Annotated in this window: 17 protein-coding genes and 1 tRNA gene; 6 read left to right on the top strand and 12 right to left on the bottom strand. The window is 43.9% G+C overall.

The features are described 5' to 3' along the window. Positions 1-38: 38 nt before the first annotated feature. The 4 genes from ACS5WU_RS07120 to ACS5WU_RS07105 all read left to right on the top strand — a co-directional run bounded on the left by ACS5WU_RS07120 (position 39) and on the right by ACS5WU_RS07105 (position 6045). Entirely contained in the window at positions 39-1145 is a 1107-nt protein-coding gene (locus ACS5WU_RS07120; RefSeq protein WP_465089060.1) for a PAS domain-containing sensor histidine kinase, read from the top strand. A gap of 31 nt (positions 1146-1176) precedes the next feature. Next, positions 1177-2868, top strand: coding sequence for a response regulator (locus tag ACS5WU_RS07115; RefSeq protein ID WP_465089059.1), 1692 nt, complete (start codon positions 1177-1179; stop codon positions 2866-2868). Further along, the gene (locus ACS5WU_RS07110) at positions 2865-3932 is read left to right on the top strand and encodes an HD-GYP domain-containing protein (protein WP_046443554.1); all 1068 of its coding nucleotides are present in this window, start codon (positions 2865-2867) and stop codon (positions 3930-3932) included. The genes ACS5WU_RS07115 and ACS5WU_RS07110 overlap by 4 nt, the downstream gene beginning before the upstream one ends. Positions 3933-4056: 124 nt before the next feature. Beyond that, a complete protein-coding gene (locus ACS5WU_RS07105) occupies positions 4057-6045 on the top strand; it encodes an FUSC family protein (protein WP_302761110.1) in 1989 nt (662 codons plus the stop codon). Positions 6046-6058: 13 nt separating this feature from the next. On the opposite strand, the gene ACS5WU_RS07100 is transcribed toward ACS5WU_RS07105, so the two are convergent. Next, entirely contained in the window at positions 6059-6313 is a 255-nt protein-coding gene (locus ACS5WU_RS07100) for a TIGR03905 family TSCPD domain-containing protein (RefSeq protein WP_302761112.1), read from the bottom strand. Between the two features lie 295 nt (positions 6314-6608). Here ACS5WU_RS07100 and ACS5WU_RS07095 point away from each other — a divergent pair, with 295 nt between their 5' ends. Then, the gene (locus ACS5WU_RS07095) at positions 6609-7931 is read left to right on the top strand and encodes a hypothetical protein (RefSeq protein ID WP_465089058.1); all 1323 of its coding nucleotides are present in this window, start codon (positions 6609-6611) and stop codon (positions 7929-7931) included. 85 nt (positions 7932-8016) lie between these two features. Here the strand turns inward: ACS5WU_RS07095 and ACS5WU_RS07090 are convergent, their stop codons facing one another. The 7 genes from ACS5WU_RS07090 to ACS5WU_RS07060 all read right to left on the bottom strand — a co-directional run bounded on the left by ACS5WU_RS07090 (position 8017) and on the right by ACS5WU_RS07060 (position 12832). Next, positions 8017-8409: a DUF3021 family protein gene (locus tag ACS5WU_RS07090; protein ID WP_302761116.1), complete on the bottom strand. Its 393-nt coding sequence runs from the start codon at positions 8407-8409 to the stop codon at positions 8017-8019. After that, complete coding sequence (locus ACS5WU_RS07085) at positions 8378-8854, bottom strand: LytTR family DNA-binding domain-containing protein (protein ID WP_302761118.1); 477 nt, start codon at positions 8852-8854, stop codon at positions 8378-8380. The genes ACS5WU_RS07090 and ACS5WU_RS07085 overlap by 32 nt, the downstream gene beginning before the upstream one ends. 61 nt (positions 8855-8915) lie before the next feature. Next, positions 8916-9761: a CPBP family intramembrane glutamic endopeptidase gene (locus ACS5WU_RS07080; RefSeq protein ID WP_302761120.1), complete on the bottom strand. Its 846-nt coding sequence runs from the start codon at positions 9759-9761 to the stop codon at positions 8916-8918. A gap of 518 nt (positions 9762-10279) precedes the next feature. Beyond that, positions 10280-10356, bottom strand: a tRNA-Arg gene (locus ACS5WU_RS07075). A gap of 38 nt (positions 10357-10394) precedes the next feature. After that, on the bottom strand, positions 10395-11117 hold the full coding sequence (locus ACS5WU_RS07070) for an amino acid ABC transporter ATP-binding protein (RefSeq protein WP_046444261.1): 723 nt from the start codon (positions 11115-11117) through the stop codon (positions 10395-10397). A 9-nt stretch (positions 11118-11126) separates the two neighbouring features. Next, the gene (locus tag ACS5WU_RS07065; protein ID WP_046444260.1) at positions 11127-11825 is read right to left on the bottom strand and encodes an amino acid ABC transporter permease; all 699 of its coding nucleotides are present in this window, start codon (positions 11823-11825) and stop codon (positions 11127-11129) included. Between the two features lie 119 nt (positions 11826-11944). Beyond that, the gene (locus ACS5WU_RS07060; RefSeq protein WP_320606952.1) at positions 11945-12832 is read right to left on the bottom strand and encodes a basic amino acid ABC transporter substrate-binding protein; all 888 of its coding nucleotides are present in this window, start codon (positions 12830-12832) and stop codon (positions 11945-11947) included. Between the two features lie 154 nt (positions 12833-12986). On the opposite strand from ACS5WU_RS07060, the gene ACS5WU_RS07055 reads away from it, so the two are divergent. Then, positions 12987-14186: a GT99 family glycosyltransferase N-terminal domain-containing protein gene (locus ACS5WU_RS07055; protein ID WP_465089057.1), complete on the top strand. Its 1200-nt coding sequence runs from the start codon at positions 12987-12989 to the stop codon at positions 14184-14186. Here the strand turns inward: ACS5WU_RS07055 and ACS5WU_RS07050 are convergent. The 4 genes from ACS5WU_RS07050 to ACS5WU_RS07035 are packed head-to-tail and all read right to left on the bottom strand — an operon-like array spanning position 14178 to position 17840. Next, a complete protein-coding gene (locus tag ACS5WU_RS07050) occupies positions 14178-14648 on the bottom strand; it encodes a KdsC family phosphatase (protein ID WP_465089056.1) in 471 nt (156 codons plus the stop codon). The two genes, ACS5WU_RS07055 and ACS5WU_RS07050, sit on opposite strands and share 9 nt — an antisense overlap. Positions 14649-14666: 18 nt before the next feature. Continuing rightward, positions 14667-15554, bottom strand: a complete 888-nt coding sequence (locus ACS5WU_RS07045) for a class I SAM-dependent methyltransferase (protein WP_465089055.1) — start codon at positions 15552-15554, stop codon at positions 14667-14669. A gap of 13 nt (positions 15555-15567) precedes the next feature. Then, positions 15568-17181 carry an aldolase catalytic domain-containing protein gene (locus ACS5WU_RS07040; protein WP_465089054.1) on the bottom strand — a complete coding sequence of 538 codons (1614 nt, stop codon included), beginning with the start codon at positions 17179-17181 and terminating at the stop codon, positions 15568-15570. Then, the gene (locus ACS5WU_RS07035; protein ID WP_465089053.1) at positions 17178-17840 is read right to left on the bottom strand and encodes an acylneuraminate cytidylyltransferase family protein; all 663 of its coding nucleotides are present in this window, start codon (positions 17838-17840) and stop codon (positions 17178-17180) included. Before ACS5WU_RS07035 ends, ACS5WU_RS07040 begins: the two co-directional genes overlap by 4 nt.

Genomic DNA, 17840 nt, shown 5'->3' with positions numbered 1-17840 from the left:
TGCACCATATACGCCGCAAATCAGGAGGCCTTTAATAAATGAGCCAGAACAAGGACATAATCAATACCTTTAAGGAAGAGTATACAACGTCCGATCATGAATATAATAATGAATACAATATGCTGATGAGCTCCCTGCACGTCAGCGTTGGAAAACATATGCTTAACGACGATTTCACCGTCATCTGGGCAAACGACTATTTTTATGAAATGACAGGATATTCCAGAAGGGAGTATGAGGCGACATTCCATAACAGTGTCATGGAATATTACAAAAACGATATGGATGAATACGCCAAGATCGGCGAAAAGCTTATAGACGCATTTGAGCATCACCGCCCCGGCTATGAAGTATTGAGCCATATGCCCCAAAAGGGCGGGGGCTACATCTGGATCAAGGTGGTCGGCACCTTTACGGATGAGCTTGTTGACGGGATTCCGATCATTTACTCTGTGTTCACCGATGTGACCGATATGATCCGGACGCAAATGGAACAGTCTATCACTTACGACAGCCTTCCCGGTTTCGTTGCGAAATTCAGGATGCGTCCAAATTCTTTTGACCTGATTTACGCGAACGACCGCTATATCGAATTTTTTGGAAACGAAATCAAATCCTATTCCCTTGAAAATATGAAGCTGGTCAAAAACCGCGAAGCAATCATTGAAAATATTCCAGCCATACGTGAGGGAAAGCCTGTGCGTTTTGTCCTTCAGGTTAAGGGTAAGGCGGGCAACGAAGCATGGTTACAGTTAAGCGCGGACTGTGTGGACTGGCAGGACGGCGATCCTGTCTATCTTGTGATCTATATCGACATTACGGATATCACCGAGATGCGCGAAATGCAGGTAAAACTGGAGGAACGTACGGAGCTGTTGAAAAATGCCCTTGAAATGGCAGAGCACGCAAATAACGCGAAATCCGATTTCCTTTCCCGGATGTCACATGATATTCGTACGCCCATGAACGCAATCATGGGTATGACGGAAATCGCCAGAGAATCGCTCGGAGATATCGAAGCCACAAAGGATTGCCTCGATAAGGTCGAGACCTCCGCTAAATTTCTCTTATCACTGATCAATGACATTCTCGATATGTCCAAGATCGAGAGTGGTAAAATGGCGCTCAACAAAAAAAAAGTTTGATTTTGCCTCATTTGTGCACAGCGTCACAACCATGTTTTATCCGCAGGCTGAGAAAAAAGGCGTCAAATTTAATGTTCTTCTCAAGAACGGAATTGCCGAAGCTTATGTTGGCGATGAACTGAAGCTTAATCAAATCATAATCAACCTGCTCAGCAACGCGGTCAAGTTCACAAATCCCGGGGGCCGGATCGATTTTTCCGTGGCGCGGGGGAATCAGAGCGGAAAATATACGGAGCTTATTTTTACGGTTCAGGACGACGGAATCGGGATGGATGAAAGGTTTATTGATAAAATGTTCATTCCCTTTGAGCAGGATAGCAGCCTGCGTCAATCAAGCGGTGGTTCCGGGCTCGGCCTGGCGATCGCTAACAGCTATGCGCGTATGATGAACGGCGGGATCGATGTGCAGAGCTCTCCCGGTGCGGGAAGCACCTTCGCCGTTTCCGTTTGGCTGGAGGAAACGGGGGATAAAATGATGCCCTCCGATATCAGGGGGCATTTTTGTGAAATGAAGGCGCTTGTGGTGGACGACGAACCCGCAGTATGCGAATACGTATGCAGCCTGCTGGAAAAATTCGGCGTAGAAGCAAACAGCGCATATTCAGCCCCCTTTGCCTTAGAATATATTAGGGCCAACCAAAAGGCAAATAATCCATATAACGTATTGATCACCGACTGGAAGATGCCGGAAATGGACGGAATCGAGCTCGTGAAATCAGTCCGCAACGAATTTAAAGACAATATCCTGATCGTCGCCATTTCCGCTTACGACTGGAACAGTATCAAAAAGCAGGCAGAGGATGCAGGCGTCAACTACTTCCTGCCAAAGCCCCTGTTCCCGTCCAGCGTATATGACCTGCTGGTGTCTGCTACACTTGGTAAACCAATGGCGTCAGAGATCCAAAAAGAGGATTACCATTTTGATAACGAACGGATCCTGCTTGTGGAGGATAACCAGATGAACATGGAGATCGCATGCCGTCTTCTTACCTCGCGCAACCTGATTGTAGATATGGCATTCAACGGGCAGGAGGCGTTGGAAAAATTTTCCGCCGCACCGCAGGGACATTACCTTGCCATCCTCATGGACATCCAAATGCCCGTGATGGATGGACTGGAGGCAACGCGCCGTATCCGTTCGCTACATATTCCAAACGCAAAAGACATACCCATTATCGCAATGTCTGCCAATGCCTTTGACGACGACGTGGAAAAGTCGCTGGAAGCGGGAATGAACGCCCATATTTCCAAGCCGGTCAACATTCCCGTGCTGCTGCGCACCTTGCAGGAATTACAGCATGCGCCGCAGCAAAGGCTGATTCCTGATGTGAATGACGAAGCGGGAAATACCTGCTCTGATCCGCTGTATGCCGTACTTGAAAAGCTTGGCATAAACTCAAAGACAATACTGGAACGCTTTTGCGGCAATACGCAGCTGCTCGAGCACTTCATCAAAACCTACCCCTCAAACGCTGTTCTTCCGCAGCTAAAGGAAGCTGTGGAGCAAAAAGACAGTGCCGGTATAGAAACGGCTGCCCATACAGCCAAGGGCAACGCCCTCAACCTCGGCTTAGAGCATCTGGCGGAATTGTGCGGCAGACTGGTAATTGCCATACGCGAAGGACGCAGCGGCGAGGCCGGTAAATTATTTATCCCCGTATGGAAAGAATTCATGCGGATCAAGGCTATTATTGAAAACGCTTATCAGGAGCAAATCATATGAATCCGAAAAAAAATTCCGTACTGATCGTTGACGACGAGGAACTCAACCGGGCCATTCTGTCGGGCATGCTTGGCAGCCGCTACCATATCCTGGAGGCGGCAACCGGCACTGAGGCGCTTGAAATACTCGCTCGCGAAACCGACAAAATTGCCATCGTTCTGCTCGATATTGTTATGCCTGTTTTAGACGGCTTTGGCGTCCTTGCTTCCATGAGGGAAAGCGGATTGCTCGAGCAAATTCCAGTAGTGCTGATCACAGTGGAAAGCTCTGAGGAAACGACGCTCAAAGGCTACGATTTCGGAGCGTCCGATATCATCAACAAACCGTTCAATCCCAAAATTGTGACGCAGCGCGTAGAAAACCTGATCCAGCTTTTCCTGCACAGGCATCATCTGGAATCACTGGTAAGCCAGCAAACGTCTATCCTTAAAGAACAGTCCGACCGGCTAAAGCGCTCCAGCAATTTTTTAATCGATACACTGAGTACTGTAGTTGAATTTCGCAGCGGCGAATCAGGCCAGCACATCAAACGGATGCGTGGGATTACAGATGTTTTACTGAAGAAACTCTCTGCGCGTCATCCTGAATACGGCCTGACGGCAGACCAGATTGAAATGATCAGCGCTGCGGCGACGCTCCACGACATTGGCAAAATCGCCATACCGGATTCCGTTCTGAAAAAGCCCGGGAAGCTCACGGAAGAAGAATTTGATACTATGAAGCAGCATACCGTAATGGGCTGTGAAATCTTGCAGACACTGGATTATGTGCAAAATGAGGAATATTTTGACTATTGTTATGAAATATGCCGTCATCATCACGAACGCTGGAACGGGCGCGGATATCCGGACGGCATTGCAGGAGATGATATCCCCTTATGCTCCCAGGTGGTGGGCCTTGCGGATGTTTATGATGCGCTGACAAATGAACGCGTGTATAAACCGGCGTATTCACACGAAGAAGCTGTCACTATGATCCGCGGAGGCGAATGCGGATGCTTTAGTCCGGACCTGATCGATTGTTTTATGCAGGTGGAAGGCTGTATCAAAAGGCCCCCGGAATAAGCGTATGTTCCAAAAATATTTATGGACGCAAGTCCGGGAAGCTGCGCTCCTGTACAATGGCGTTTTAGACTTTACCTGAAAAAAGTGATATAATTGCTCACATAAATAAGTTTTGTGAGCAGGAGTGGTCTCTATTTCTTTTGATATCAAGGGTTCTCTTTCGGAATTCAAAAAAAAATTTATTGCGGCCATACCGGTCATCCTGTTTTTCCTGCTGCTGTTTTATTCGATTGTCCTGTTATTTGGAACAGCATATGCGCTCGTCGTTTCCTTCATAACCGCCACATTTAAAGTCCGTTTTCAAAAAAAATGCACTGTACGTTCCCTGTTCAATCTTTTTGTAGTACAGATGGGCCTTTGTGTTCTGGCCTTTTTTGCGACGCTGAACCTTGCATTATGTATTCTTTTGAACATTGCCGTTCCTTTTATGCTGATCTATCTGCAAACGACGCAATTTAACCAAAAAGGTTATTTTACCAACGCGATGGAGTTTATTTTCCTGCAGCTGCGCCCTGTAGGCTGGGAAGGCTTTCTTCCCCTGATGGGCGTAATGCTGTACGCTTCGGCAGTATTGTGCGTCGCGCTTGTGATTTACTATCTTTTCCACCGCAAGCCGCAGGGCTACCCGCACGCCCGTAAAGGCCTTTCCCTGCTTTCCAAAGAATTTTTGCTGATGGCAAAGGGCGAGCAGTGCGATCCCGCCGCGCAAAAGGATATGCTTTCCCTGCAAACGTCATTACACCGGATGGCTTACGGAAGCCGCGATTTTTCCTATGTCGTGCGGGGGGAAGGAAAAATCCATTATATGTTTGCATTGCTTTTTCAGCGGGCGGCATATTTTATTTCTGATTTTGGACAGGGGGATCACAGCGGTTGTTCTATCCATGATGTTAAGATGCTTGAAAAACTATCTGTGTTTTTAGCAAAGGTCGAAAAGCAGATGAATCTCCAGGATAATTCTGACCTCATTGCCGAATCGGATGCGCTATGCGAACAAACAGAAGCCCTTGACAAGCATTTCCAGGTATTCCTGCGCAACTTCCTTCGCCTGCTTTCCCTGACGCTTACGGGGATGACAGAGGTAAGCCAGCATTCGGCGCGTCCCGAATGGAAGTTGCCAAAGCACGCCCGCCCGCTGGGCGGCCTTCGCACGCGCCTAAAGCTCGATACCTTTGAGGTCCGGTTTGCGCTTCGTCTTTCCCTCGTATCTACCATCAGCTTTGTGGTATGCCGCGTTACAAACAGCGAGCACTCCTATTGGCTGCCTCTCAATGCGTTTTTACTCCTGCAGCCTATGTATGAGGAGAGCGCCTACCGTATGAAAACACGCCTTATCGGAACGTCGATTGGCTGCCTGCTCGCCTTTTTTGTGCTTCCAATACTACCCGGCGGCGTAACAGGGCATCTTATTTTTGCGACGGTCATGATTTCGCTCATGTATTGCTGTACGCCCGGCACATGGGTGCAGCCGATCTTTTCGACCGGCTTTGCGCTCACGCTTGCGTCGCTCACCATAGAAAGCTCTACGGCAATCGAGCTGCGGATATTATATCTTGTTCTTGCGGTGGTTCTGGTACTGGTCATAAACCGTTTCTTTTTTCCAACGAGCCAAAAAGGGCAATTTCGTTATAATGTCCGCGAGTTATTCCACATTCAAAGCTCTTACTTAACCATGCTGAGCATCAGTACGCGGCGTGTAATCGACTATGGCGTAGTCAGCGACGCGCTTATTTCTTTCCATCTCCTGTACGACGAAGTCCGAAAACACCTGCCCCGCCTTGAAGATAAAGCGGAGGCCGCCTTTTATACTGCAATGCTTTCCCCAATGTGGAAAATGATTGCAGAGTCCGAACAGATGATATTTTTTGTTCAGGCCGGAAAGCTTCCTCCCCAACAGCGCGAAGCGGTCGATCACTTTTCCCGGCAAATGAAATGCCGGCTGCAAAAAATACAGGCGATTCCGCCTGCCGGCAAAGAGAATCCGCAGGATGAGGCATATCCAATCGAATCGCCGTATCTCAATCACCTGATGCTGCAATACGAATCCAACCTGAACGAACTTGGAAATCTTGTCGAAAAATCCAATCTCTTTTTACACGCCAAAAAAGATTGAGCAGAAAATTCTGTCAGCCCTTTTTTCCAGTCGCCTCAAGCACCGCCTGTGCAAGCTGGTCTGCACAGGACGTAGGCTTTCCGTCGCAGCTGATCCCTTTGAGCCTGTCCGCAATTTCCTGTGCAGGCCAGCCGTCAACGAGCCGCGGAATGGCTTTGAGGTTCCCATCGCATCCACCTGTGAATTGAATATTTTTGATCGTATCGTTTTCCACGTCAAAGGTAATTTGCGTGGAGCAGGTTCCGTGTGTCCGGAATGTATAGTTCATTCTGAAATCTCTCCCTTTTGTGTTTACCATTTCTATTTTATGCAATTTAATCCACTCAGGCAAGTAGAAACCTTACAGTCAATTTCTTTTTATCAGGTTTTGCATGCCGTATGAATAGCCTTCTTTTTCTTTGCCCTACGTTGACTAGGCTGATTGAAATGTGTTTATTAACTTATCGAGACCGCAAACAGAGATACAACAATATCTCCATTCGCAACAAAAATAGTAAGGGGTGGTTCCGATCGAAAAGATAAAAATGTTTTTTTCATCTGTTGCACAAACGTCCGGCTTTGTTTTGAACAGTACTTTGATCGCAATTCCCTATTTACTGTTCCTGCGGCTTGTGGATGGAAAAAACCTGTCAACGATATTACCGCTTGTTATATTCTATACGTTTCGCATGACGGGAGTCTTTTTGCTTCGCAGCATCAAAATCGGAGTAGGAAGCTATTCCGTGTTGGTGTTTACCTTTATACTCGGCTTTGCCGGAGCGTTGTTTGGCGTGCTCGGGAATCTATATTCTCCTCTTTTTATCTTGTCAGGAGTTTTTTTGGGCCTCAGCACCGGATTTATCAAGCCGATCTATACCACGATAACCTTTCATAAGCACGAAGAGCCTTCCTCGGCGAAAGCGCCTAAAAAATATGCTCCCATTCTTTTTTCTCTGATCGTGCTGCTCGTTTTAACAGCCCTTCCCGGCACCAAACAGATCAGCCTTGTCATGTTGTTTTACCTGATTTTGTTTGCGCTTGCAATTTACACCACCACACGCGATCCGGATTACCAATTCAAATTGATCCATTTAAAGGATGCGACCGTTTCCTTACGTCAATCCGCAATTTTTATCGTGTTCTTTCTACTGCTGATATTGCTTCGCACCGCAAGACTCGCTTTTGACGCAAAAACGCTTGATATTGCCGCCATTGGATTTACGATTGCATTCCTCATTGCAGTGACAGTCATCGGGCTTCGCAGGAAGCATATCAAGCTGCCCCTGTGGCTGAATATGCTATCGCTTGCAAACGGGATGTGCGGGAACTTTATCTTTATATTCGGTTCTTTTTACGTTGGTATTATATATGGCAATTTGCAGGCTACCACTCACCTGTATGTTCCTTTTGTACTGGGAATGATTTTAGCAATGGTATTTGCTACAAAAGTGCAAAAGCTATTCAAAAATCTCTCACCCATTACCGTACAGCTATCCGGTATATGCCTGAGCCTTGTATTGCTCATAACGCCTTTTTATTTTCCTGTCAGCGTCTTCCTGATCAGCTTTTTCTATACCGGGACAAGCTCATGGCTTAACAAAGAATATTATCAGATCAGGAGCATTCCTTCTGACAGGCGGCTGATCAGCAAATTTTCCATGCAGAATGCCGGCAGCATTACCTACCAGTTTATTGTCGTTGTGCTTATTTTAATTGCCTTTCAATACTATCAGGTGTCGACGGGGACCTTCTTCACATTTACGGAAAACGTCGCTCATCCGCAGGTCCTGACGCCCATCATCCACACGGTCAAAAACTGGGGCTGTTTGATTCTATTGGCATTATTCGCCATCGCTTTTATCGGCGTTGGGAGGAACCGCAAAGCAATGAATGGCGCAGCCAAATAGGCCCGCTTGTATTCATATCATTTTTGCTGCGGCTTATCCGCTCATGAAAAAATAGTTTCAAAAAGATGCCAGACCTAATCATGCTTTATCCGTTTCTTTGCGCGATCTGTTTATTGATATCCTCAATGTCCTTATTGATATGAACAATGTCAATCAGGCAAGCAGCTACGAATACAACAACCGTAATTATCAGAGTCACCCATACAGGCGTAGTAAGGAACCAGCCGCTTAAAAAGCCCGTCAGCAGAACCACGCCTAAAACATACGCAAACTCTAAAAGCATCTCAAGGAGGTAATACACACTTGAAATTTTCCGTATACCGATTAGCCCTAAGTGGATAATCAGATTAGCGACAATAGCGGATATGAGGGAAATCATTTTCACGCTGTCATCCCCAGTGATGATTCCTGCCAGTATAATAAGAAAAATCGTGACCGCCGTCGTACTAAAAAAGTTTTTGAACCACTCCTGAACCATTCGGATATCCTCCTTTCAGCGCTTCTTTGATTTCGTGGATATACTTTCTTGACACATTGACGCGTTCTCCATTTGCCAAGGTCGCTTCCATTTTGCTGTTCAGCGTAGACCTCATACTTGAAAGCACATTGATATTAAGCAAACATGCCTTATTGATTTGCACAAACCCGTATCCGGCTAAATTATTTTTCAGCTGGTACAGGCGGTCTGCCACATAGTACACCTTTTCCCTGCAACAGGCAAACGTCTTTTTGTCTACGCTTTCAAAATAATAAATGTCGGTAACGTTCAGCATAAGCTTTCGTTCCCGGTCAAACGCTTCCATTTTTTCTTCACATGATTTTACCGCACGAATCAGGCGTTTCAGCACTTCATTCTTTTCCGCATATTGAATCAATATATGAATGTCGTCAAGCGTCGTGTCCTGCTCCAATTTGAGCCGCATAAGTTTCCTCCTGCATTGTTTTTGTTTTCTCCATTATATCACAGGAGTAATATGCTTCGTTTTATGCCCTACGTACTGTTTTATGTCTTTTTGTCCATCTGATATAGGCAATCAATACGCCGGCAAAAGAAATCACCTGAGTAATCGTGAGCCTGATGAATTGGAGTTGATCTGCGCCTTGCGCAGTTGTAAGGTGCAGCAGGTTTACAACAGTGTTATTGACAAAATGGAACGCCATTGGCGCCCATAATCCGTTTGTCATTTTGGCAAGCAACCCAAGCTGGAATCCCATTAAAAACGAGGTAAGGGCATAAAACGCACCGGCCGCTAACGCACCGCCCCCGGACATTGTTCCATCCACATAGCTACGGACGGGCAGCGCAATATGCCATAATCCAAAGAGCAATGAAGCAATGACGTTGGCCGCAACAAAGGACACCCGTTTTTCCGCAAGCTTGGTAAATAGCCCTCTGAACAGACCTTCCTCCATCACGACATTCACAATATTGAGCACAATACACACCGCAACCGTTGCAAAGGTTGTAATTCCCATTATATTGCCGTCCAAAGCATAAGCTGACACATAAAAAAGCAGCGTTGGCGTACGTCCCTGCGATGAAAGCATGAGATATTCCACGAGATAGGCTACAAAGAATACACCGAAACCGATTGCGAGGCCGATGATGGTTCCTTTCAGCGAGCCACGGCGGATAAAGCCAATATCTTTTGCTTTATACCCCATATAGCGCATTGCCAGGATCAATATTACAATTCCTGCTAACTTCTGTATAAACGCCTCCCCCAATGTCTGGTCTGTTCGCCAAACCATGAGCTCAACCATTCGAATTGCATAGCATATTAAGTACACAGCCATCATTACAAGAAATGGCTTCCTGTTCTTTTCCATTTTCCCTGCCTCCCGTTTCTCTTACTTGTGAGTATACAGGGATTCAGAGATATGCCAATACTCCCGTAACCAACATGCAAAAAAACGCAGCCAAGATACAATGGATTCGATAATGCACTTGCGTGCTCCTTCCGTCCTTGTACTTTTTGCAGGCGCCGCCTGGGGTGAGCCAGCATGAAGTAGTTAGATGTATTCGCTCTTCAGTCTCGGATATCGTTACCGTTCCTGCAAGATGCTCTGATAAACCGCTTTGATTCGAATCTGCCATACCAAAAAAGCAGTCTATGCTTTCTGCATAGACTGCTTTTTTAATGTGCCGGAATGAACAAAATCCGAACCCTTCTATGGGGGTTCAGATTTGAAGTATCTTGTGTCGTTCATACAAAATAGATGCAGCTAAAAACGGGCCCCCGCGCGAGCCCAGCGAAGCGGGTCGCGTGGGGAAAAGGAGCGGCAGTAGAGCATGAAAAAGCCCTCGCAAAAGCGAGGGCTTTGGAATCGCGGAACTTGCCGCGACGTGGTGTGCCCGGGAGGATTCGAACCTCTGGCCTCAGGAGTCGGAGTCCTGCGCTCTATCCAGCTGAGCTACGAGCACATATATAACTGCAAAACGCAGTTATTATTATAATACATTTACAGCACTTTGGAAAGAAAATCCTTCAGTCTTGGATTTTTCGGATTGCTGAAGAACTCCTGCGGCGGCGCCTGCTCCAAAATCTTTCCCTCATCCATAAAAAGGCAACGTGTTGCAACTTCCTTTGCAAAACCCATCTCATGCGTAACGACCACCATTGTCATCCCTTCATCCGCAAGCGTGTGCATGAAGTCGAGAACCTCTCCTACCATTTCCGGATCAAGCGCGGATGTAGGCTCGTCAAACAGCATCACATCAGGGTTCATAGCGAGCGCACGCACAATCGCAACACGCTGCTGCTGCCCGCCCGAAAGCTGTAGCGGATAAGAGTCTATTTTATCAGAGAGTCCAATCCGTTTCAATAGCGTTTCCGCACGCTCCTGCGCTTCATCCTCTGTCATAAGTCCAAGCTTTAAAGGCGCAAGCATAATATTCTGTCCAACCGTTTTATGTGGAAACAGGTTAAACTGCTGGAACACCATTCCCATTTTTTGGCGCACCTTATCAATATCGATATTTTTGCCGGTAAGAAGATTTCCTTCAAACCAAATCTCACCGCTGGTGGGTTCTTCCAGTAAATTAAGGCATCTTAAAAAAGTAGATTTTCCGCTTCCCGAAGGTCCTACAATAACGACCTTTTCACCGCGTTCAATGTGCTCGTCAATTCCCTGCAGCACCATGTTATCATTAAATTGTTTATATAAATTCTTGACTACCAGCATAAGCTGCTCCTATCGCACATCGCTTTGCGCGAGCTTTTTTTCCAACTTTTTCAGTGCCCATGTAATGAGCATTACAATGCCAAGATAAATAAGCGCAATGAAAATCAACGGCACAAAGGGCAAATACGTCCTTGACCGCACTAAATCTGCGGCGCGCGTTAAATCTGTAAGCGCCACATAGCCAACGATGGACGTTTCCTTAAACAAAACAATGAATTCATTGCCAAGCGCAGGCAGGATATTCTTGATTGCCTGCGGCAGGATAATCGTACGCATTGTCATGCCGTTTGTGAGGCCCAGCGAGCGCCCTGCCTCCATTTGGCCCCTTGGCACAGCCATAATGCCTGCGCGTACGATCTCGGACACATAAGCGCCGCTATTGATGCCAAATGCCAAAGCCGCAACATAAGGAGCCATTTCCGTTGGGGCAGCAGCGAAGATAATATAATACATAATCAACAGCTGTACCAGCATAGGAGTTCCGCGAATCACGGTTGTATAAACTTCGCAGATTACGCTCAGCCATTTCAGTTTTTTATTCCGCAAAGCATTTACTTTTGCGATTGCCACAAGCGAGCCGATCGCAACCCCCAGCAGTACCGCAATTCCTGCTATCATGAGCGTAACCAAAAGCCCGTCCACGAATAAAGTCCATCGGTTGTCTACAACCAATGTTTTATAGATTTGTTCCGGTAAATTGTCAAACATGATAACTACAATACTCCCACGCAATCTCAAAATACAGTAAATACTTTATTATTATAGCAAAGAAGCGAAAAAAGCGCAAAGAGAAAATTCCCTTTGCGCTTTATCCTGTATAAATATAATTATTGAACTTTAGAAGCCGCTACATGCGTCTCTGTGAATTCCGCAATTTTCCCATCGTCCTGAAGCTGCTTGATTACCTTATTTACCACTTCCGTAAGTCCGGTATTTCCCTTTGCAACAGCAATCGCGTACTGTTCGTCCGTGGAAGGCATATCTACGATAGCAAGATCGTCATTGGAGGCCACAATATTTTCCGCCGTCAATTTGTCGATAACAACCGCGTCAAGCTTTCTGTTTTTAAGATCAAGAGCTGCTTCCGGAGCGCCTTTATACTGCTTTACAGTCGCATCCGCAACATTCTCCGGATTAGATACGTACATATCGCCCGTCGTTCCGAGCTGAACGCCAATCGTTTTTCCCGCCAGATCATCTGCGCTTGCAACCTTTGGATCCTCTTTATTTACAACAATCAGCTGCTTTGCATCTGCATATGTGTCAGAGAAATCAACGCTTTCCGCGCGCTCCGGATCAACCGTCATGCCCGCCGCGACAAGATCGCCTTTTCCTCCGGACAGTGCAGCGATCAATCCATCAAAATCCATATCCACTACTTCAAGCTTCACGCCGAGTTCATCCGCGATTGCCTGGCAGATATCCACGTCAACACCGCTTACCGCGCCATCGGCGCCAATATACTCATAGGGTGCAAACTGCGAATTGGTAAGCATAACGAGTTTTCCCGCATCTTTGATCTTTGCGACTGCATCGGAATCTCCTGCCGCTGCGGATTCGCTCGCGCTTGCGGACTCAGATGCCGCCGCAGATTCAGACGCTGCCGCAGATTCAGACGCTGCCGGACTCTCAGACGAGGCTGCCGGGGCGGAACACGCCGCAAGCATTGCCGCTGACATCAATACTACAAGTACCACTGCTAAAATCTTCTTCATATCTTTCCTCCAAAATTGTTTTAAAACTTATAATGTATAATTATACATGAATATTCAAAAAAAGCAAGCGTTTTATGCACACTTTATGATACTATTCATTCGCCCACTATGTTATACTGTATTTACTAATATAATTGCAGGAGAATATTTACCTATGATCGTGCCTTTTTTGTTTGAACTTGAAACCGCCGGAGAATATGACCATCTTGTCGTAATGTATAAGTATCTTAATATGACTAAAAAATATGGCTGGCCAATTATTGCTCATGAACGTTATTTCAACAGCCTGGCTTTTTTTGAAAAAATTGGAGTAAATCAGGCGTGGTTTGATACCATGTGCGACAAATTTGGTTTTGAACGTCCAACTCAGGATGATTTGGATGATATTCCAAAATATATTATTTCAGAAGAGTTTGAACAGAGTATTATTAATCATTTCCCTTCTAAATTAGATGCGTGGATTTACCTTTTGCAAAATCGCTTCGAGCCGCTCGAAATATATTTAGAACAAATGATTAACCAGATTGTTGCGGATTTTAACGAACCAATTGAAGCCTTTATTTGTTATTGCTCCAATGCCAGTCTAAAGTATATTGCCGCTAAGAAAGGGATTCCGATTATACATAACGAGTCAGGCCCTTTTCGTCTTCCTGTATATCGGCAAAAAGTTGGCTATTTTGATTTTTGCGATGTATATGATTGTGGCGAAAGCGAAGAACGTTATCAAGCTTTTTTGAGAGATACCCAACAAAAAAAGGTTCCTATACTGAGTAGAAAAGAAATCCTCAGGATTTTTATGACTGATGAATATGCAAAAGAAATTCCATTAGTCGACACGGAGCCCTCTTTTGATATTGGATTATCTATTAATACGTTTAATATGGGGCTCATTTTACGCCATACACACATGACTGATGTTGAGTTGGACTGGCTTGCCAGAAAAAATTTCCCGGTCGACCGCATATTGCGTCGCGTACATCCAGGACATCCATACACAGCTTTAAATATTAATGACGACTCCCCTTCTTCTTTTCATTTCATATGTAAATGCAAAAGAATCGCTGCTGTTATGAGCAGTTTATTGTTTGAAGCTATGTTGATTGGTCGTATTCCATACGCTTATGGGAATTCTCCGTTCTCTTTTATGAGCAATCACGGAATTGGCGATCCAAACGATAAGCTTGTGCCTCTTGAATTTGTAAATTTTGCAACATTTGCTTATCTTGTCCCGTGGGAATTTATTTCAGACAGTGAATATATCCGTTATCGCCTTTCAAGACCTTCTGAGACAGATATCTATATGAAGCACTACGATTATTACGTAAAAAGATATAACGAACAATCATTATTGTGAGAGCAGAATATCAATTGCTTCACGCACGGCACCTTCTCCACCCTTTTTTGTCAGAATTATTTTTGCTGTTTTTTTTGTATTCTCACTTGCATCTGCAGGCGCAAAAGAATATCCTGCCAGTTCCATTGCGGCACAATCCGGATCGTCATCACCAATAAAGGCAATCTGCCCCATTGAAACTTGATACTTTTTTGATAGCATTTTTAAAACTTCCGCTTTGTCAGAAATCCCCTGCCACACCTCCCGTACCCCAAGCTCTTGGGCACGTCTCGTTACAATTTCGGATTCTTTGGCGGTTATTATAGCCGGAATTACATTATACTCTATCAGCTGCACGATGCCGTATCCATCTTTCACATGGAACGCTTTCATAGCCTCTCCATTATGGCCAACATATAATTTGCCATCGGTGAGTGTCCCATCTACATCCATAGCAAACAGTTTGATTTCATGAGTATTCATCTATTGTTATCCATTCCTCTATTTCTTAGCATATGCAACCAGATAGTCACCATATCCGTGTTCTGAAGAAGCATACTTCCATGCTTCTTCCATTGTTTCTGAAATGCAAGGATATGTAATATGTCCTTTAGGCGCTTTATCTTTCAGCCATGCAAATACATTTCCCAAACCATATCTTGTGAACTGCTTAACTTCTATCTCGCGAAATCCTGCTTTTTCACATAAAAGTTTTATCGCCTTTTCTCCCAAAACCCAAGGATGCTGTACGCTAAATACAAATCCATCAAATTCCGTTCCCAATAATTCCCTCAGGTGTTTCAAGTCTGTCGGCGTTCCAATGATCGCATCTCCACCATTCTTAAGAAGAGAGTAAATCCCATTGGTAAATTTTTGTGGATCATCTACATGTTCAATGACGTCAAATGTCGTAATTACATCAACCATTTCCCCAAGGTCTGTAACCGCTTGTTCTACATAAGCGTATGCCTTATGTCCTTTTTCTATCAAATATTTCCGATATGCTGCTGAGGGTTCTACAGCAATCGTAATTTCTGCCACACCTTTCAAAAAATCAAGCCAGCTTCCGCCACCGCAACCAATGTCCGCAACAATTTTGTTTCTAAAAATACTTGTTCCTGTATAAAGAAATTTGTCCTTACATTCTCTGTCATGATTTATATAGTAATCTTCTATACCCGCCGCACCTTCAAGCTCCAAACGATACTGAGTGCTTTCATAATACTCTTTCGCATCATACATATCGTTTTTATGCCATATAGTTCCACAATTTTTACATTCGAACAATTCATATTCTTTTTCTGTACGTTTAGAACTTTGTCCTATTCTAATCGGGCCCTCATATGTCACTGTGACATTATTACTTCCACATATTTTACAATATTTCATGTTTTTCATCCCCTCATTTAAAGATAGATTCGAACCTGCTGGGCGTTATAAACCGTACGCTCCTCTTATCTACCAGAAATTTCGAATAATCTTTTAGCAATAATTCAAGTTTCTCGTTTATCTGTTCGTAATCTTCCTCATTATTGTAATTTTCGTAGAAAGGAGCTGCATAAGCTTTATTTACATTTGCATCCAATCCATCAAACCCTGCAATCATAATCTCATCATTGTTGAGATAATGTAATAAGTTCAATAGCATGATTGTAGAGTTATCAAAAAGTTCATACTCTCTTTTAATAAGCCGATTGTAGTTAATTAGCAAATCATCACAATTATCCGGATTTATATTAGAAGTGACAATCGTATATCCACTTTTTCTACTATTTTTGCAGCTTTTATATCTTCTCTTATTTCCAAAAAAACTATAGGACCCTTCTCGCGTATCGTCAACAAAGTTCACACTAATCACAACCGGATTCTCTGCATCAATCGTTTTTTGTATTTGATTTTCATACTCTTTAAGCGAATATCCAGGCACCAGAATTAATACTTTTCTTCCTTCAATCTCCTTTTGCAATTTCTCCAAACTTAATTTATCATCTACTTTTGCGCTGGAATAATCGATATAGAGCTTTTCAATATTGTCGTAATCGTATCTCTTACGCTTTTCCGGTTCAATCATAGAGATAATATGTTTGATGTCTTTCGTGCTCAAACGATGTTTTTCAGTCAAATAGATAATGTTGTTGGCATGAGAACTGTATACACCCGCCATAAAATATGGTATCGAATATGTCCAATTATACTCTTTTTTGAGTAAGTAAATATACTCATCAATCGTATCAAGCAATGCATCAATATCATAACTATAGTTATGTTTGCGGATCATATAGTCCATAATAAGTTCAGTGTTCAGATTCCCCGTACCTTTTCCAAGCCCTTCAAGCGTCGCATCCAAAATGACGTTACGTTTCCCACTACATTCCACTATTTCCTGAGCGAATGCAAAAGACAGCTGCAAATTATTGTGTGAATGGAAATCAATGGCAATATCCTCATGCAAATTATGATCCACCAGATGATAGAGACGAAGCACATCATCTTTATACATCGCTCCATAAGTATCTACAATTCCAAAAGAATAAGGTTTTATTTTATTTACAACCTCAATAACCTCAAGCATCTCTTTATCTGTATAATTTAAAGATTCTACCCCCTGTATAAACAGCGCGTACCCTTTGTTTTTTACAATATGAAATGTATCAATTGCATCGTATAGGTCCTTTTTTCGAAATCCAATGCGTATACCTGTAATGGAAGAGCCGTCACATTCAGGAAGTTTACTAAAATCCCACATGCCAAATTCTTTCCCATAATCTGCAAATGCTACATACATTGAATTCTTTTTGTTCTGAGGTATGAATTGCTTTATTTGTTCAATCTCAGTGAAAAATGTACTATTTTTCTGGTATTCATACTTTCCATGTAAAAACCCGAGTTCAATAATATCAACTCCTGCTTCCGTAAGCCCTTCAGTTATCCCCTTAATATGGTTGTCAGGAAAAGCACAATCAATTATTCTTCCCCCATCGCGCAACGTACAGTCTAATAGTTTGACATTCTTCATTTTAGTCCCTTTCTTTTCAGGTCCATATATACTGCATTTGCAATCACAAAATCTTCCTCATAATCGATATCTATGCTCTCAATTTCTCCAATTTCGTGAATATATGGGGTTGCACCGATTCTACTGTGATATTCCAGAAATGTATTTCTCGAAAAAACATACGCTCCCGAGCCTTCAGCATAGATAGGGCGCAAATCCTGTGTCCTGGGAATATCAAACGAATTATAATTAAGGGGTTTCCCATCTTCCCATAAAAATACCGTTTCTTTCTTTGCTAAAAATGCAGAATCATAGTTTCCCGCTTTGACTTTATCAATACAATCACTGATGCTATGCGCTGTTGTAAAAGGTGCTGTCGTATGTGTCAGCACATAAATATCTGCATCGACGTCTTCAAGAAAACACTGTAGTATTTCGTTTCCTTTCGTTTCATCTCTATCCAACGATGCAGTTCTTTCCAAAAATTTAACCCCAGTAGGAAGATATTCCTTTATTACCTTATCACTACAATACACATAAATTTCGTCCAATTCTGGTACCTTAAGCAAAGTATCCAATATAAGATGGACCAATGGCGTCCCATCATCAAATTTCCTTATATTCTTCCCTGGGCATCTCTGGTTATTTAACTTGATTGGCACCACTGCTACTATCTTCAT

Source organism: Christensenella sp. KGMB01412 (assembly GCF_055522415.1).
Note: the sequence above shows the minus strand (reverse complement) of the source record. Positions and strands in the feature narration are given on the sequence as shown.